This window comes from Streptomyces sp. NPDC000151, assembly GCF_040301705.1.
Lineage (GTDB): Bacteria > Actinomycetota > Actinomycetes > Streptomycetales > Streptomycetaceae > Streptomyces.
Genome location: NZ_JBEPFC010000158.1, coordinates 1 through 16,825 on the forward strand (window position 1 = coordinate 1; position 16,825 = coordinate 16,825).

General features: G+C 71.9%; 17 protein-coding genes and 1 pseudogene. 17 read left to right on the forward strand and 1 reads right to left on the reverse strand.

Annotation, left to right across the window (positions count from 1 at the left end; genetic code table 11):
• From ABT381_RS30265 to ABT381_RS30330, 14 genes and pseudogenes are all read left to right on the forward strand, one after another.
• Positions 1–207, forward strand: a pseudogene (locus tag ABT381_RS30265) (pilus assembly protein); the annotation flags it as partial.
• 3 nt (positions 208–210) lie between these two features.
• Positions 211–597: a TadE family protein gene (locus ABT381_RS30270; protein WP_351599773.1), complete on the forward strand. Its 387-nt coding sequence runs from the start codon at positions 211–213 to the stop codon at positions 595–597.
• The gene (locus ABT381_RS30275) at positions 594–1,940 is read left to right on the forward strand and encodes a TadA family conjugal transfer-associated ATPase (protein ID WP_351599774.1); all 1,347 of its coding nucleotides are present in this window, start codon (positions 594–596) and stop codon (positions 1,938–1,940) included. The genes ABT381_RS30270 and ABT381_RS30275 overlap by 4 nt, the downstream gene beginning before the upstream one ends.
• Before the next feature lie 47 nt (positions 1,941–1,987).
• The gene (locus ABT381_RS30280; RefSeq protein ID WP_351599775.1) at positions 1,988–2,926 is read left to right on the forward strand and encodes a type II secretion system F family protein; all 939 of its coding nucleotides are present in this window, start codon (positions 1,988–1,990) and stop codon (positions 2,924–2,926) included.
• 11 nt (positions 2,927–2,937) lie between these two features.
• Positions 2,938–3,807, forward strand: coding sequence for a DUF5936 domain-containing protein (locus ABT381_RS30285; protein ID WP_351599776.1), 870 nt, complete (start codon positions 2,938–2,940; stop codon positions 3,805–3,807).
• Positions 3,808–3,890: 83 nt separating this feature from the next.
• Positions 3,891–5,204 (forward strand): sensor histidine kinase, encoded by a 1,314-nt coding sequence (locus ABT381_RS30290; protein WP_351599794.1) that lies wholly within the window; start codon positions 3,891–3,893, stop codon positions 5,202–5,204.
• 14 nt (positions 5,205–5,218) lie between these two features.
• Positions 5,219–6,352, forward strand: coding sequence for a response regulator (locus ABT381_RS30295; RefSeq protein ID WP_351599777.1), 1,134 nt, complete (start codon positions 5,219–5,221; stop codon positions 6,350–6,352).
• 167 nt (positions 6,353–6,519) lie between these two features.
• A complete protein-coding gene (locus ABT381_RS30300; protein ID WP_351599778.1) occupies positions 6,520–6,834 on the forward strand; it encodes a Flp family type IVb pilin in 315 nt (104 codons plus the stop codon).
• A 32-nt stretch (positions 6,835–6,866) separates the two neighbouring features.
• Positions 6,867–7,544, forward strand: coding sequence for a pilus assembly protein TadG-related protein (locus ABT381_RS30305; RefSeq protein WP_351599796.1), 678 nt, complete (start codon positions 6,867–6,869; stop codon positions 7,542–7,544).
• Positions 7,545–7,590: 46 nt separating this feature from the next.
• Positions 7,591–8,193, forward strand: a complete 603-nt coding sequence (locus ABT381_RS30310) for a hypothetical protein (protein ID WP_351599779.1) — start codon at positions 7,591–7,593, stop codon at positions 8,191–8,193.
• A gap of 4 nt (positions 8,194–8,197) precedes the next feature.
• Positions 8,198–8,821, forward strand: a complete 624-nt coding sequence (locus ABT381_RS30315) for an OmpA family protein (protein ID WP_351599780.1) — start codon at positions 8,198–8,200, stop codon at positions 8,819–8,821.
• Between the two features lie 238 nt (positions 8,822–9,059).
• Positions 9,060–9,791, forward strand: coding sequence for an Imm52 family immunity protein (locus tag ABT381_RS30320; RefSeq protein ID WP_351599782.1), 732 nt, complete (start codon positions 9,060–9,062; stop codon positions 9,789–9,791).
• A gap of 45 nt (positions 9,792–9,836) precedes the next feature.
• A complete protein-coding gene (locus ABT381_RS30325; protein ID WP_351599784.1) occupies positions 9,837–10,190 on the forward strand; it encodes a DUF192 domain-containing protein in 354 nt (117 codons plus the stop codon).
• A 69-nt stretch (positions 10,191–10,259) separates the two neighbouring features.
• Entirely contained in the window at positions 10,260–11,060 is an 801-nt protein-coding gene (locus ABT381_RS30330) for a prepilin peptidase (protein WP_351599786.1), read from the forward strand.
• 706 nt (positions 11,061–11,766) lie between these two features.
• Here ABT381_RS30330 and mgrA read toward each other — a convergent pair.
• Positions 11,767–12,801 carry an L-glyceraldehyde 3-phosphate reductase gene (gene mgrA, locus ABT381_RS30335; RefSeq protein WP_351599788.1) on the reverse strand — a complete coding sequence of 345 codons (1,035 nt, stop codon included), beginning with the start codon at positions 12,799–12,801 and terminating at the stop codon, positions 11,767–11,769.
• Between the two features lie 143 nt (positions 12,802–12,944).
• On the opposite strand from mgrA, the gene ABT381_RS30340 reads away from it, so the two are divergent.
• From ABT381_RS30340 to ABT381_RS30350, 3 genes are all read left to right on the forward strand, one after another.
• Entirely contained in the window at positions 12,945–13,724 is a 780-nt protein-coding gene (locus ABT381_RS30340; RefSeq protein ID WP_351599798.1) for an isoprenyl transferase, read from the forward strand.
• 373 nt (positions 13,725–14,097) lie between these two features.
• Positions 14,098–15,420, forward strand: a complete 1,323-nt coding sequence (gene phoH2, locus ABT381_RS30345) for an RNA 5'-3' helicase PhoH2 (protein ID WP_351599790.1) — start codon at positions 14,098–14,100, stop codon at positions 15,418–15,420.
• Positions 15,421–15,874: 454 nt separating this feature from the next.
• Positions 15,875–16,588 (forward strand): aggregation-promoting factor C-terminal-like domain-containing protein, encoded by a 714-nt coding sequence (locus tag ABT381_RS30350; protein WP_351599792.1) that lies wholly within the window; start codon positions 15,875–15,877, stop codon positions 16,586–16,588.
• Positions 16,589–16,825: the final 237 nt, after the last annotated feature.

Here is a 16,825-nt window from a genome sequence, read left to right on the forward strand (position 1 = left end):
GGCGCCTCGCGCGGCTCCGGGGCGTGCGAGCGCGGCGGCCGGTCGGACCTGGGGGCGAGCTGGCGGGCCGCCGCGCGCATCGGCTGCGGCGAGGCCCCCGGCCTGTACCGGGCCCGGGTCACGCTGGCCGTGCCGGTGCTGTTCCCCGGTTCCCTCGCCTTCCCCTTCCACGTCACCGGCGAGGCCGCCGCCGTGAAGGAGGACTGAGCCATGGTGCCGAGCGCGCGGCGGCGGGCCGACCGGGGACAGACGGCCGTCGAGTTCGTCGGCATGCTGCCGGTGCTGATCCTGGTCGGCCTGGCCCTGGTCCAGTTCGGCATCGCCGCGTACGCGATCCAGCAGACCGGTACGGGAGCGCGCGCCGCGGCCCGTACCGCCGGGCTGGACGAGCCGCAGATCAGCCCGGACGCGGCCGGGCGGGCGGCGATGAGCGGCTGGGTCGCCAGAGGGGCGGCCTTCACGCAGCGCACGGGCGGGCCGGACGCGGTGACGGTGACCGCCAAAGTACGCATCCCCTCGATCATCCCGTTCGTCGAAGACTTCGGCGCCACCGAGAAGACGGTCACCATGCCGCGTACGAAGGAGTCCGGACCATGAGCCTGAGGGCGCGCATCAACGCCCCCGAGGAGCGAGGCGGGCAGCAGGAGGAGAACCACCTCGTCGCCGTCTACCGCGGCAAGCTGCTGGAGGAGATCGACCTCGCGGAGATGTCCTCGCTGGCCGCGGCCGAGCGGCGGGCCCGGCTGGAGCGGGTACTGGGGCACATCATCAGCCGCGAGGGCCCGGTCCTGTCCACGCACGAGCGCGCCATGCTCATCCGGCGCGTCGTCGACGAGGCGCTGGGTCTGGGCATCCTCGAACCGCTCCTGGAGGACGCCTCGGTCACCGAGATCATGGTGAACGGGCCCGACCAGATCTTCGTCGAGCGGGCCGGCAAGGTCGAGCTGCTGCCGCTGCGGTTCGCCTCCAACGAGCAGCTGATGCAGACCATCGAGCGCATCGTCTCCACCGTCAACCGCCGCGTGGACGAGAGCAATCCGATGGTCGACGCGCGGCTGCCCTCCGGCGAGCGGGTCAACGTCGTCATCCCGCCGCTGGCGCTGTCCGGTGCCACCCTCACCATCCGCCGCTTCCCCCGCTCCTACACCCTGCAGGAGATGATCGGCCTCGGCTCGCTGGACGAGCACATGCTGATGCTGCTGTCGGGGCTGGTGCGGGCGAAGTTCAACATCGTCGTCTCCGGCGCGACGGGCTCCGGCAAGACCACGCTGCTCAACGCGCTCTCCGGGCTGATCCCCGAGGGCGAGCGCATCATCACCATCGAGGACTCCGCCGAACTCCAGCTCCAGCAGGCGCATGTGATCACGCTGGAGGCCCGCCCCGCCAACGTCGAGGGCAAGGGCCGGATCACCATCCGCGACCTGGTGCGGAACTCGCTGCGGATGCGCCCGGACCGGATCATCGTCGGCGAGGTGCGCGGCGGCGAGACGCTGGACATGCTGCAGGCGATGTCCACGGGGCACGACGGCTCGCTGGCCACCGTGCACGCCAACAGCGCGGAGGACGCGCTGATGCGGCTGCAGACCCTCGCGTCGATGTCCGAGGTGGAGATCCCGTTCGTGGCGATCAAGGATCAGATCAACAGCGCGCTGGACGTCCTCGTCCAGCTCACCCGGCACGCCGACGGCACCCGCAAGATCAGCGAGATCGCGATCGTGGACTCCTACGGCCGCGAGGACTACCGGCTCGTCTCGGTGGCCAAGTTCCTGGCCCGCCCGATGGCCGCGGACGGCAGAGTGCACGGCAGTTTCGAGTACTACCCGCTGCCGCGCCGGGTCGCCGACCGCCTCTACATGAAGAACGAGCCGCTGCCGGCCGCCTTCGGCGTCGCCTCCGACGCCGGGCAGCTCGTCATGCGCAAGGGCGAGTACCCCGCCTGACCCTCCGCCCGCCACCCCGCCCCCTCACGGAGGAAACCCCCGCCGCCATGGACAACCTCGCGCTCCTGACGCTCGGCAGCACGCTGCTGTGCTGCGTGTTCGCCGTGCTCGGCGTGCACGCCGTCGCCTCGGGCCGGGCGCAGCACGCCGCGCTGGTCGACCGGCTCGACCGGGCCGGGCAGCTCCGCGCGCCGGGCCGCCGCCGCGGCTTCGACGGCCTGGACCGCCGGCTGCGCGGGACGCGGTTCGGCAAGCGGCTGGAGATCCGGCTCGCCGCGACCGGCCTGGACCTCACGCCCGGCGTGTTCTTCGCCGCCGTGGTCGCGGCGGTGCTCGGCCTGTGGATCCTCGCCAGTGTGCTGCTCGCGCCGTTCTTCGGGCCGATCGCCGGGGCGGCGGGCCTGTGGGGCGCGTTCGCGTACCTCAACTGGCAGCGCCAGAAGCGCACCGAGCGGTTCATCGGCCAGCTCCCCGAGCTCTCCCGGGTGCTCGCCAACGCCACCCAGGCGGGCCTGGCGCTGCGTACCGCGCTGGCCATGGCCGCCGAGGAGCTGGAGGCGCCGGCCGGCGAGGAGCTGGGCAAGGTCGCCGACCAGCTCGCCATCGGCCACTCCATCGACGACGCGCTCGGCGCGCTCGCCGAACGGCTGCCCTCGCGCGAGCTGGTCGTCCTGGTCACCACGCTGGTACTCGCCAACCGGGCGGGCGGCACGGTCGTCAGCTCGCTGCGCAACCTCACCGAGACGCTGGAGGAGCGCAAGGAGACCCGTCGCGAGGTCCGTACGCAGCTGTCGCAGGTCACCGCCACCGGGTACGTCGTCCCGCTGCTGGGCCTGGGCGCGCTGCTCGTCATGAACGGCATCTGGCCCGGCGCCCTGGACAAGATCACCGGCAGCGTACTGGGCCAGGGCGCGATCCTCGTCTCGCTCGCCCTGTACGCGCTGGGCTTCGTCCTCGTCCGCCGGCTCGGCAAGATCGACGTCTGAGAGGCCGCATCATGGGACTCCTCTTCGCCCTCCTCCTCGGCCTCGCCGTCCTCGGCGCGGTGTACGGCTGGCGGCTGTACCGCTCCGAGGCCAAGCTGCCCGCCGACCTCGTCGTGGCGCTGGAGGTCGGCTCCTCCCGCACCAGCGCGGCGGGCTCGGCCATCGACCGGCTCGGCATGCGGTACGCGCCGATGGTGCTGCGCATGATGGGCCCCAAGCGCGTCGACCGGCTGCGCAAGCGCATCGACATGGCGGGCAACCCCGGCGGCCTCACCGTCGACCGGTACGCGGCCCGCCGCTTCGTCTACGGCGTCACCGGCGCGCTCGGCGCCCTCGCGATGGCGGCGAACGGCCAGCCGGTGCTGGCCCTCCTCATGGTCGGGTTCGGGCTCTTCTGGGTCGAGGTCGCCCTGTGGGCCGCCGTCCGGCAGCGCAAGGAGGCCATCGAGCGCACCCTCCCCGACTTCCTCGACGTGCTCGCCGTCGTGGTCTCGGCGGGCCTCGGGTTCCGCCAGGCCCTGGACCGTACCGCCGAGAAGTACCAGGGCCCCTGGTCCGACGAACTGCGCATCACGCTGCGCCAGATGGACATGGGCGTCAGCCGCCGCCAGGCGTTCGAGGAGCTGCGCAGGCGCAACGACTCCGAGCAGGTCGCGATGTTCGTCACCGCCCTCCAGCAGGGCGAGGAGCTGGGCGCGCCGATCGTCGACACGCTCATCGCGATCGCCAACGACATGCGGCGCACCGACGCCCAGAACGCCCGCCGCAAGGCGGCCAGGGCCGTGCCGAAGGCCACCACCACGATCACGATGGTGATGGTCCCGGCCACGATCCTGCTGATCGGCGCGGGGATGTTCCTGGGATCGGGGCTGCTGGGGTGAAGCGCGGCGCGGCGGACCGGCGGGTGCGGCGGGGCGGTGCGTTCCGGCGGCGCGCCGCCGCGCCCATCACCGCGGGCGGTCCGCTGCCGCCGCACGGCCCCGAGGACCCGGCCGCGCCCACCGCGGAGCCCACCCTCCGCCTCCAGCTCAGCGCGCTCCAGGCGCTGTGCCGGCAGGTCTTCGGCTTCCGGCTGGCGATGATCGCCCTCGCCACCCCGTTCGCGATCTACGGCACCAAGCGCGGCTGGCCCACGGTCCTGGTCTGCTCCGCCGTGCTGTTCACCTTCATGGCCTCCTACATGCTCTTCCGCGACTGGGAGCGCTTCGGGCCGCTGCTGCTGCGCCACCACTGGCTGCTCGCCCTGGACGCCGCCTTCGGCGCCCTCCTGCTCTTCACGGCCTCGCCCGCCAGCCCGCTCAGCTACGTCACGATGTGCACGCCGCTGCTGGCGGGCCTGGCCTACGGCTGGCGCGGCGCCGGCGTCTTCGCCTCGCTGACCGTCTGCATCGTCCTGCTGGCGTATGTGGGCGACGCCGACCTCGACGTCACGCTCGCCGGCTCCACCCTGCTGCCCGGCGTCTGCGTCCTGGCCGGCGCGGTCGGCGTCACCCTGCGCAACCTGATGCTGCGGTTCGGCGCGGCCAGCCAGGCGCTGAGCGAGACCCGCTCCCGGCTCGCCGTCAACGAGGCCGTCGAGTCCGAACGTGCCCGGCTGGCCCGCGAGATGCACGACTCGGTCGCCAAGACGCTGCACGGCCTGGCGCTGGCCGCCGACGGCCTGGCCGGCTCCGCCGACCGCACCGATGCCTCGACGGTCAAGCGCCGGGCCGAGCTGGTCTCCCGCGCCGCCCGCCGGGCCGCCGCCGAATCCCGCGAACTCCTCTCCGACTTGCGGCGCGAGACCGGCCTGGACGGCGGCGTCGACGTGTTCGGCGAACTCGCCGCGCGGGTCGCCGACTTCGCCCGCCGGACGAATTTCACGGCCTGCTACCGCCCGCTCGGCGACGCCGCCGCGCTCCAGGTCCCGCACGCCATCGCCCGCCAGCTGCTCACCATCGCCACCGAGGCCATGGACAACGCCCGCCGGCACGCGGCACCCAGCCGCCTGGACGTCTCGGCGGGCGTGGTCGAGAGCAGCCTGCGCATCAGCGTGTACGACGACGGCCGCGGCCTGCCGCCCGGCACCACCCTGGACGGCCTGCGCCGAGCCGGGCACTTCGGCCTGGTCGGCATGGTGGAACGGGCGGCCGGCATCGGCGCCCGCATCCGCATCGGCCGCGGCCGCGCCACGAAGGGGACGGAGGTCCGGGTGGAACTCCCGCTGGCGGCCGTCCTGCCGAAGGCACCGCTCGCGCCGCTCCCCGTACCGCTGTCCCGTCCCCCCGCCAGGCCGTGAGAGGAGGCCGCACCATGCCGGAATTCCGTGATCCGGGCGGCGCGCCCGCCACCGATCCGTTCACCTTCGACGACATGTTCCCCTTCGACGACGAGATGTTCGCCCTCGACGACGAGCCGTTCCCCTTCGGGGACGGGCCGTCGGGGTTCGGAGACGGGCCGTCGGGCTTCGGGGAGGCCCCGGCCGTCTTCGGGGACGGCCCCCTGCCCGGGCGGGGCGCGCCCCTCCGCGTCCTCGTCGCGGACGACAACCCCGTCGTACGCGCCGGGCTCACCGTCCTGCTCTCCGGGCGCCCGGACATCGAGGTCGTCGCGGAGGCCGCCGACGGCCGCCAGGCGTACGACGAGGCGCGCCTGCACCGCCCCGACGTCGTCCTGCTCGACGTGCGGATGCCCGGCGTCGACGGCATCTCGGCGCTGCCCCACCTCGCCCGCCTCGCGCCCGTCATGATGCTGACGTACAGCCGGGAGAGCGCGCTCGTACGGGAGTCGCTGCGGCTCGGTGCGGGCGGTTACCTCGTGCACGGCGAGTTCACCGCGGACGAACTGGCCGACGCGGTACGCGACATCACGGCGGGCCGCGCCCGCTTCACCACAACGGCCTGCAACGCCCTGCTGGCCCACGTCCGTTCCGGCGGCGCGCCGTACGGAACCGGCCAAGGAGCCGGTGCTTCACCTTCCGGCCACCGTGTGGGCGCCCCGGACGAACGCGCTGCTCCTGCAAATGGCAATTCCGGTCAGAATGGCCCGGCCGGGGACGCTAGTTCGCAGTATTGCGGGGCACACTCGGTCTCGAATTCATCGCGTCCGTTGCAAACCACTTCGCAACCGCAAGTCGATATGGCACAGTCTGCGACTGGGCCGCACCGAGCGGCCGCTGCCGTCCCCGCACAGCGGGACGGTGCCCGGTGGGCGCAGCAGGGAAACGGCACGGACCGGTTCGGGCTGAGCCATCGCGAGGCGGAGGTGATGGGACTGATCGCGGCAGGCATGACCAACGCGCAGATCGCCGCCACGTGCTTCATCAGCGAGAAGACCGTCAAGAACCACATCAACCGGATCTTCACCAAGCTGCACGCCACCAGCCGCAGCCAGGCCATCGCGGTCTGGCTCGGTACCGCCCGAAGGGGAACGCAGAGCCATGGCTGACGGGGGGACGGGCCGCCCGGCCCGACGGGTGCCCGGCGCGGACCGCGCCGATTTTTGGGCCCGCGGGGAGGTTTGGGCCCGGTTTTGGGCCCGGGGACCCATGCCGGGCGCGGTGTCCGCGGCGTACGTTTCCGGGGTCGCCGGCGGTACCGGCCGGGGGGAAGCAGGTGCCACGTACGGCGTGGAAGCCTGCGCGCCGGCCCGAACTCGGCCGGCCGGACCCGGAGGGGAACACCACCATCATGAACCAGCGGATGCTCAAGGCCACGACCGCCACCCAGGTGTACATCGGCTCCTGGCGGGACGCCTGCATCGAGCGGATGTACGGCCGGGAGCGCTCCAAGGGGCAGACCGCGGTGGAGTACATCGGCATGATCGTGGTGGTCGTGGCGATCATGGCGGCGATCGCCGGGTTCACGGACATCGGCGACACGATCAAGAACAAGATCAAGGCCGCGATCAACAGCGTCAGGACCGGCTGAACCTGCCCGCGCCGGGGATCTCCCGCGCGCCGCTGCGGACGTGCCGCGATTCAGGGCAGGCCCTCCCCATCTACATCACGGTGGTGGCGGGCCTGCTCTTTCTCGCGTTCGCGTACTTCGCGGTCGGACAGGCGGCGGCCGCCCGCAACGGCGCCCAGTCCGCGGCCGACTCGGCGGCGCTCGCGGCCGCGCAGGACGCCCGCGACCAGCTGCGCGAGGCGCTGCTCGGCTCCCTCCACGAGCCCGCCGACTGGCCCGTACTGATCAAGGGGCAGCTCTACGACGCGGCCAGGGCCTGTCTGGCGGCCGGCAGCTTCGCGCAGCGCAACGGTACCGCGGTGGCCGGCGACGGCTGCCGGCAACTGAGCGATCAGCGGGAGGGCTTCACCGTCCAGGTGCGCACCACCGGCGGCATGGGCGCCTCGGTCATCCCGGGCACCGAGAACGAGCAGGCAACGGCAAGTGCCGTCGCGGTCATCGAGCCGAAGTGCGCCCTGCGGCCGGACGAGAAGCCGGGCGGGGGCGGTACCGGTGACGAGGACCCGAAGCCGAAGCCCGGCGGGGACGACGGGGACAAGGACCGCGATCCCCGGCGCCTGAACCTGATGTGCGACGGCCAGGAGTGGTCCATCGATCCCGAGGAACCGGATCCCGCGCACCCGGACTTCCCGCGCGCGGCCGATCTGTTCTCCGTAAAGCTTGCCGGCTGAAGCCCTCTCACGGCTGACGGCGCGAAGACGAGTAGAGGACGAGTTCATGAGTATGTGGCAGATCACCCCGGCGCGACGGACGGTGGCCGCCGCTTCCCTCGCGGCGGCGCTCGCCTTAACGCTGTCCGCGTGCGGTGAGGACCCCGCGAAGACGGCGAACCGGATCCCGTCGTCCAGTCAGCAGCACACCAGTGACCAGGCCGGCGGCGAGCGGGCGCGGCAGCCCGAGCAGCCGGCCGACGACACGGTGATCGCCACGCTGCACGGCCCGCAGGGCATCACGCTGGACGTGACGTCGGCGACGCGCGACTCCAGCGGATTCGTCACCGTCAACGGCAACTTGAAGAACTCCTCGGGCAAGGACTTCACCGACACCGCCCAGTGGACCGGCCCCGAGCTGGCCATGAAGCGGGCCGCCGGCGACTCCCTCGGCGGCGCCACTCTCGTCGACAAGACCGAGAAGAAGCGGTACTACACGCTGCGTGACACGGAGAACCGCCCGCTGGCGACCACCGGCCTCGGCATCGTCGCGGCCAACTCCGACCAGAAGGTCTTCATGCAGTTCCCCGCGCCGCCCAAGAGCACGACGGACGTGGACCTGCAGATACCGACCTTCCAGGCCGTCTCCCTCACGCTGACGGACGCGTGATCCGATGAGCACCCCTCACCGCTACCGCGTGCGCGGGCCCGTACTGCTGCTGTCCTCGGCGCTGGCGGCGGGCCTGACGCTGGCCGGCGGGTCGGCCGCGCTCGCCGACGAGGACGTGCCGGCGGCGCCCTCCGTCTTCCGCGGCAAGGTCGACGTCAAGGACCCCGACCTCAAACTCCCCGAAGGCAAGACCCTCGCCGCGCCCAAGGTGCTGGACATCAAGACCGTCGTCGGCGACGAGCGCGGGACGGAGCAGCGCGAGGACTCCAACTCCGACGTGAAGTTCCAGCTCCAGGCCGAGGTGCTGTTCGGCAAGGACAGCGCGGAGCTGTCCGGCGAGGCGAACGACCGCATCGGGCAGATCGCCGACGAGATCGAGAAGCAGCACGCCACGAACGTGACCGTGGCCGGCTTCACCGACGACCTCGGCTCGTCCGCGCACGGCCTCAAGCTGTCCAAGCGGCGCGCGGACGCCGTCCAGCGGCAGTTGAACGAGGACCTCGACGGCAGCGGCATCACCTTCGAGATCCGCGGCTACGGCGAGGACGCGCCGGTCGCGAGCAACGACACCGAGGACGGCCGCGAGAAGAACCGCCGCGTGGAAGTGTCCTTCCCGCGGGCCGAGTGATCATGCCGGTGTCCGTGACGGGCGCCTCGATGTGAAGAGACACCACATAACCCCGTGAAGGTGGTGAAGAAGGCGCAGGCCGGACTCGACGCGGCACGGGGGCGGATGACAGCGTGCATCCGGACCGGGCGGGCGCCGGCCTGATGGCTGCCGTACGCGCCGGCCGGCGTGCCCGCGGCAGCAGACCGCGGGCACGGCGACGAAAGGCAACGAACGGAACACCTGAGTGGGAGCTGACGTGACACTGGATCTGACGGTCGGCGGTGTCTGGGGCCCGCGGCAGGAGAGCCCGGACCAGCTCGCCGAGCGCTGGCTGCGACTCCTGCGGCGGCTGGCGAGGATCGCGCCGGAGGACTTCGCGGGCTGGCGGGCCGAGGCGGTCGGACAGGCGGAGCAGCTGCCCGAGAACGTCGACGCGGACTGGTTCGCCTCGTACCTCTCGCGCGTCAATCCCCAGGACGACGCCGCCACGATCGGCTACTCCGCCGTCCTGGTCGCGGCCCGGCCCGGCCGGCCGATCATCACCCTGTGCGTCGGCGCCGGCGGGACACCGCAGTTCGCGCCGCAGACCGCCGTCATCACGATCCGCTCCGCCGACCTGAACGATTCGGCACCGCTGGTCGCCCGGCTCCCCGAGGTGCTCACCGCGATCGCGGAGGAGTGGGACGCGGACTGGGGCGACATCGCCGACGACGACCTCCTCGGCGCGCTGGAGAAGGAGTACGAGCTCGACAACTCCACGCCGCGCTGCGGCCGGGCCGTCTACCTCTCCAGCGGCCGCCGGGCGCTGATCCCGGAGGACGTACCGGGGCGCCGGTCGCACACCGAGCACGGCGGCCTGGTCATCGACCTCGGCAGGCCGGACGGCACGGGCCCGGACGCCGATCACGTACTCGCGGTCAACGGCCTGCTCCGCAAGGCCGGTGCGCTGGAGGAACTGCCGTACCCGATGGACCGCGCGAAGTGGTGACCGCGCGGCGGCAATATCCCGGCCCGGCGTAGGGGAGGGGACACCATGGGCAGGTGGCGGGACGGCCGGGGGCGGCTGGGGATCACGGCCGGCGAGAGCGTCCCCCTGGAGATCGCGGCCTCCTACCGCGCCAGGACCCGCGGGCTGCTGGGCCGGGACGGCATCGAGGGGGCCGTCCTGCTGACGCCCGCGAGCAGCATCCACACCTTCCGCATGCGCTTCGCGATCGACGTCGCGTACCTGGACCGTGACCTGACCGTCCGCGCCGTCCGCACCATGCGGCCGAACCGGCTCGGCCGCCCACGGCTCCGCGCTCGCCACGTCCTGGAGGCCGAGGCGGGCGCGATGGCCTGCTGGGGCCTGCGGCCGGGCACCCGCCTGACGATCGAGGCGCCGTAGGGGCCGCGTGGCCCGTTGTTGGGCCCCAGGGCCCATGACCGGGCCGCCGGCCGGCCGTACGGTCGAGGGGTGCATCCGCTCCTGATCGCCCTCGCCGCCGTGTTCGGGGCCGCCGCCGGGCTGCTCGTGCCGCGGGCCGCCTACCGCCTGGCCGTCGAGCCCGAGGAGGGGCGGCGCGCGGCGTGCCCGCAGGGCCACCCGATCACCGGCGTGGCAGGCGGCTGGCTGGGCCGCGCGCGCTGTACATCCATGGGGTCCGCCGCACTCGTCGCCGTCCCCGCTTCGGCCCCCCTCGCCTCCGCACCTCCCGTCCCCTGCCCGGCCTACGGCCCCGCGCGCGCCACCGCGCCCCTCGTCACCGCCGCGGCCTGCGCGCTGCTCGCCGCGGCCGTCGGGCCCCGGCCCGAGCTGGGCGTGTGGCTGCTGCTCGCGCCGGTCGCGGTGCTGCTGGCGACGGTCGACGCGGTGGTGCACCGGCTGCCGGACGTGCTGACCCTGCCGGCGGCCGGCGCCGCCGCCGCGCTCCTGGGGGCCGCCGCGCTGCTGCCGGGCCACCGCGGGTCCTGGACCGGCGCGCTCCTGGGCGGACTCGCGCTGGCCGCCGCGTACTTCGTGCTCTTCCTGATCCGGCCCGACGGGCTGGGCTTCGGCGACGTCAAGCTGGCGCTGACGCTGGGGATCGCGCTGGGCTGGTACGGCTGGGCCGTGCTCTTCCTCGGCGCCTTCGCGGGCTTCGTACTGGGCTCGGTGTACGGGATCGGGATGATGATCGGGCGGCGTGCGGACCGGAAGTCCGCGATGCCCTTCGGCCCGTTCATGGTCCTCGGCGCGCTGCTCGGCCTACTTCTGGGGGGATTCGGCACCACCTGAGCGGTATGTGCCCTATGGTCGTTTCCGCACCGCCCGTAGCGATCAGCTGGAAGCGCATCGCCCGGGCCGCCCGCCCCCGCGCCGGGGGCGGCACGGCCCGCGGCGACGAGCCACCAGCCGGTGTGCGGCACGGCGGCGCGCCGCTGCCCGGCAAGGCAGGGACCGAGGACCGTGAGGATTGGGGGCCGCGGAGGACCGAGACGGAACGATCGCACGACGACCGGTGAAGTCCGATACGAGGGCCGGGACAGCCCGGCCATTGCCTCGCGCTCCGGGTGCGCCGCGCCGCACTCGGGGCGCTTCCCTTTTCGCGGGCCCTCTGCGGCCGGCCCGCGGGCGCGTCAAGCCGGCGACCGTACGGGTGTCGCTCCTGCGGGGTATCCGTGACCGGCGGGACGAGAGCTCCGTCACGCTCGCGGCGTGGCGGCCGGGGACGGGTCCGACACCGTACGAAACAAGATCATTAAGCCCATGGGCCCGGCATGGGGCGGGCGGTGGCCCGCGAATTCAAGATCATTAAGGGAATTCGCGTGCCGCCCGGACGGGCTCACCGCGCCATGACCGACTCCGCGACGCGCGGGCCGACCGCCGATGATGCGCGAACCACGGCCGTTCCGGGGTTATGGTGGAAACCCCCCCTCGGGCCGGTCCGTATCCCCCCCACGGACCGGCCCGCTTTTTCTTTCCCCGCCCCGGGCGCCGCGTGCTAGCGCCGGGCCCAGATGTTGACGCCCTCCGTCGAGGTCGCGAATTCGTCGATCTCGGCCAGCTCGGCGTCCGTCAGCTCGTCCCCGCCGAGCGCCGCGACATTCGCCTCCAGCTGCGCGACGCTGCTCGCGCCGATCAGCGCCGAGGTCATCCGCTCGTCCCGCAGCACCCACGACAGTGCCAGCTGCGCCAGCGACTGGCCGCGGCGCTTCGCGATCTCGTTCAGGCCGCGCAGCCGCCGCACGACGTCCTCGGAGAGCAGGCCCGGGTCGAGCGACTTGCCCTGGGAGGCGCGCGAGCCCTCGGGGATGCCGTTCAGGTACTTGTCGGTGAGCATCCCCTGGGCCAGCGGCGCGAAGGAGATGCAGCCCATGCCCGCCGCGTCCAGGGTGTCCAGCAGCCCGTCGTCCTCGGTCCAGCGGTTGATCATGCTGTACGAGGGCTGGTGGATCAGCGCGGGTACGCCCATTTCCCGCAGAATGCGGGCGGCCTCGCGGGTCTGTGAGGAGTTGTAGGAGGAAACACCCACATACAGGGCCTTGCCCTGCTGCACCGCGGAAGCCAGCGCGCCCATCGTCTCCTCGAGCGGAGTGTCCGGGTCGAATCGGTGCGAGTAGAAGATGTCGACGTAATCGACCCCCATCCGCCGAAGTGACGCGTCGAGCGACGAGAGCAGGTATTTCCGGGAACCCCATTCTCCGTACGGGCCCGGGTGCATCAGATATCCGGCCTTCGTGGAAAGGATCATTTCGTCCCGGTAGGACCGGAAGTCCTGCGCGAAGATCTTGCCGAAGTTCAGCTCCGCGGAGCCGGGCGGCGGGCCGTAGTTGTTCGCCAGGTCGAAGTGGGTGATGCCCAGGTCGAAGGCGCGCCGCAGGATCGCGCGCTGCGACTCCAGGGTGCGGTCGTCGCCGAAGTTGTGCCAGAGCCCGAGAGAGATCGCCGGGAGTTTCAGGCCGCTGCGGCCGGTACGGCGGTACTCCATGGAGTCGTAGCGCGAATCGGCTGCGCGGTAGTCAGAGGTGCCAGTCATGACCATCTCCTTATCACGGACTTGTGACACACCTGATTGGGTCATTGCCACTCCTGAGAAGTAAAGTTGCGGACTTGAGGCGACGGGGGCGACCGCCAAATAGGCACGGAGGGGCTGGACCACACATGCTGCGATCTTCCGGGATGGGTATCCCGTATCCCCCTGTTGTGCGGGAGTTCGTCTACAAGCTGTACGAGCGCCGGGTGGAGCGCCGGCTGGACCACTCCCAGGTGCCCAAGCACATCGGCGTGATCCTGGACGGCAACCGCCGCTGGGCCCGCGCCGACGGTCTGACCACCGAGCAGGGGCACCAGGCGGGCGCGGCGAAGATCGAAGAGCTGCTGGGCTGGTGCGAGGAGACCGACGTCGAGGTCGTCACCCTGTGGATGCTCTCCACGGACAACCTCGACCGGCCCGAGGAGGAGCTCAAGCCGCTCCTCGGCATCATCGAGAACACCGTGCGGCGGCTGGCGGCCGACGGCCGCTGGCGGGTGCACCACGTCGGCAACCGCGACCTCCTCCCCGCCGGTACGCAGCGGGTGCTCAAGGAGGCCGAGGAGGCCACGGACGACATCGGCGGCATCGTCGTCAACGTGGCGGTCGGCTACGGCGGCCGGCAGGAGATCGCGGACGCGGTCCGCTCGCTGCTGCTGGACGAGGCCGGGCGCGGCGCCTCGGTCGAGGACATCGCCGAGACCGTCGACGTCGAGAAGATCTCCGAGCACCTGTACACCCGCGGCCAGCCCGACCCGGACCTGGTGATCCGCACCAGCGGCGAGCAGCGGCTGTCGGGCTTCATGCTGTGGCAGAGCGCCCACTCGGAGTACTACTTCTGCGAGGTCTTCTGGCCCGCGTTCCGCAAGGTCGACTTCCTCCGCGCGCTGCGCGACTACGCCTACCGGCACCGGCGTTACGGGGTCTGACTCCCCGCACCACGGGGTGGCGACGGCCTGTCAGGCGCGGGGCGTGACACGTCACATGGGGCCTGCCGCTCATCCGTAACCACGAATTCACTGGCCATGCGTCATATGCCGGGGCATGGCGGCAGGTGTTCGCGGGAATATCCCTTCCAGGACGGCACCCGAAGAGCCAGATCCAGATCCAGTGGGTGCCGCTCTGCAGCGGACGGCATGGGGCCGTCCGCCCGGGAGGCCCTTTGCGCATCACGGACGATCGTGCGGTCAGCACGGCCGACGCGGAGGGCCGGTGCCCGGCCCGCGCATCGCGGCCCGAGCCCGGCTCCATCCCCCGCGACGCCGTCGCACCCCGACCTCATCCGAGGGGGTTCGTCCACCCGTGGTGAACAGCAAGCAGCGCCGTGAGGCCGACCGGCGCACCTACGTCCTCGACACCAGCGTCCTGCTGGCGGATCCAGGCGCCATGGCCCGCTTCGAGGAGCACGAAGTCGTGCTGCCCGTAGTAGTGGTCACGGAGCTGGAAGCCAAGAGGCACCATCCCGAGCTCGGTTACTTCGCCCGGCAGGCCCTGCGCCGGCTGGACGAGTACCGCGTGCGGTTCGGCCGCCTGGACGCGCCCATCCCGATCGGCGAGGTCGGCGGCACGTTGAGGGTCGAGCTGAACCACTCCGATCCGGGGGTCCTCCCCGCCGGCTATCAGATGGGGGACAACGACTCGCGGATCCTCGCGGTGGCCCGCAATCTCCAGGCCGAGGGGTACGACGTCACGGTCGTCTCCAAGGACCTGCCGCTGCGCATCAAGGCGTCCTCGGTCGGCCTGCTGGCCGAGGAGTACCGCGCCGAGCTGGCGATCACCGACTCCGGCTGGACCGGCATGGCGGAGCTGACGATCACCGCCGAGCAGGTCGACGACCTCTTCGCCGTGGAGAGCGCGTACGTCCCCGAGGCCGCGGAGATGCCCGTGCACACGGGGCTCGTGCTCCAGTCCGAGCGCGGCAAGGCGCTCGGCCGGGTCACGGCCGACGGCCGGGTGCGGCTGGTGCGCGGCGACCGCGAGGCGTTCGGCATCCACGGCCGCAGCGCCGAACAGCGGATCGCGCTGGACCTGCTGCTCGACCAGGAGATCGGGATCGTCTCGATGGGCGGCCGGGCCGGCACCGGCAAGTCGGCGCTGGCGCTCTGCGCGGGCCTGGAGGCCGTACTGGAGCGCCGGCAGCACAGAAAGGTGATGGTCTTCCGGCCGCTGTACGCCGTCGGCGGGCAGGATCTGGGGTATCTCCCGGGCACCGAGGCCGAGAAGATGGGGCCCTGGGCGCAGGCCGTCTTCGACACCCTCACGTCGGTGACATCGTCCGATGTCATCGAGGAGGTGGTGGGGCGCGGGATGCTGGAAGTGCTGCCGCTCACCCACATCCGCGGCCGGTCGCTGCACGACGCGTTCGTGATCGTCGACGAGGCGCAGTCCCTGGAGCGGAACGTCCTGCTGACCGTTCTGTCCCGTATTGGCGCCAATTCGCGCGTCGTGCTCACGCATGACGTCGCGCAGCGCGACAACCTGCGGGTCGGGCGGTACGACGGCGTGGTCGCGGTCGTGGAGAAGCTGAAGGGCCATCCGCTCTTCGCGCACATCACACTCAACCGCTCGGAGCGGTCGCCGATCGCGGCCCTGGTGACCGAAATGCTGGAGGACGGGCGTATCTGATCCTCTATAGGGGCCGCACCCCGTATGAGGAGGTCGGAGCGGCTCCGACCCGTTGTGTGACCTGCGCCGTCCGGCGAAGCCAGAGAGCCTAGCCGGGCGGCGTCGGCGCGCGCGGAGATATCCGGAAACTCCTTGGCGTAAACGAGGTGTGAGCTTTCACACCCGGCTGAGAATTGATTCCACGCGTCCGGTTCGGGCAGAGTCTGGGACCTGTCAGGCCCCGCATACGGCACATCAGCACCCCCAGCGGTGTAGAACCACAGAACTGAAAAGCGTTCGCCGTATGCCGCCCGAGCACCACGCGGACCCCCGAGGGGGACGTACCGGGCCAGTGCCTCCTGTGACCAGCCGGCCCCACCCGCACTTCGGGGACGGAGCAATACGGAGGACAGCGCCAGGGGCACGATTGCGTCCGCGATGGTCACCTACGCGGACGACGCTGGAAGGAAAACGTGTGAGCCGGATTTCGGTCCGGGGATTCGCCGTGGCCTCCGCCACCGCGGTCACCACAGTCGGCGCCGTTGTCGGCGTCGCGTCGGGCGCTCAGCCGGGCTCGGTCGCCAACACCGAGGCCACCGCTGCCGACGCGACGATCGCCGACATCCCCGCGGGCCAGCAGGCCCAGGTGGAGACGGCGTCCCTCGTGCAGCAGGCGGATGACCAGTCCACCCAGGCGGACGCCGCCGCCCTGAAGACCGCCCAGGAGGCGGCCCGCAAGGCGGCAGCCGAGAGCGCACAGGCCAAGAAGGACGCGGCAGAGAAGCAGGTCGCGGCCGAGAAGCAGGCCGCCAAGGAGCGGGCGGAGGCCAAGAAGCAGGCCGCCAGCCGCTCCGCCGAGCGCGGTCCCCTCGGCGACATCGCCGTCAAGGCTTCGTACTCGATCGCAGAGACCCAGGCGATGGCCCGGCAGATGATGCCGGCCGACCAGTTCCAGTGCTTCAGCAACATCGTGGACCACGAGTCCGGCTGGAACTACCGCGCCACCAACGCCGGCTCGGGCGCCTACGGCCTCGTCCAGGCGCTGCCGGGCTCCAAGATGGCCTCCGCGGGCTCCGACTGGCAGACCAACCCGGCCACGCAGATCAAGTGGGGCCTGGGCTACATGAACGACCGCTACGGCAGCCCCTGCGGCGCCTGGTCGTTCTGGCAGGCCAACAGCTGGTACTAGACCGGCTCGCCGTACAGCGACGCGAAACCCCCGACCGCACCAGGGTCGGGGGTTTCGTGCATTCGGCACGGGTAACGTCGTCCCGTCAGTGACGGGACCGAGGGGGGAAGAGGAAGCGACATGTCCAGACTGCCTCAGTGGGTCGGCGGCGCGGGGGCCGGCCTGACGCGGCTCGCCGCGCGCCTGGAGGAACGGCGCCGGCGTACGGAGGCCGCGGCAGCCGACGGCGACGGCCGG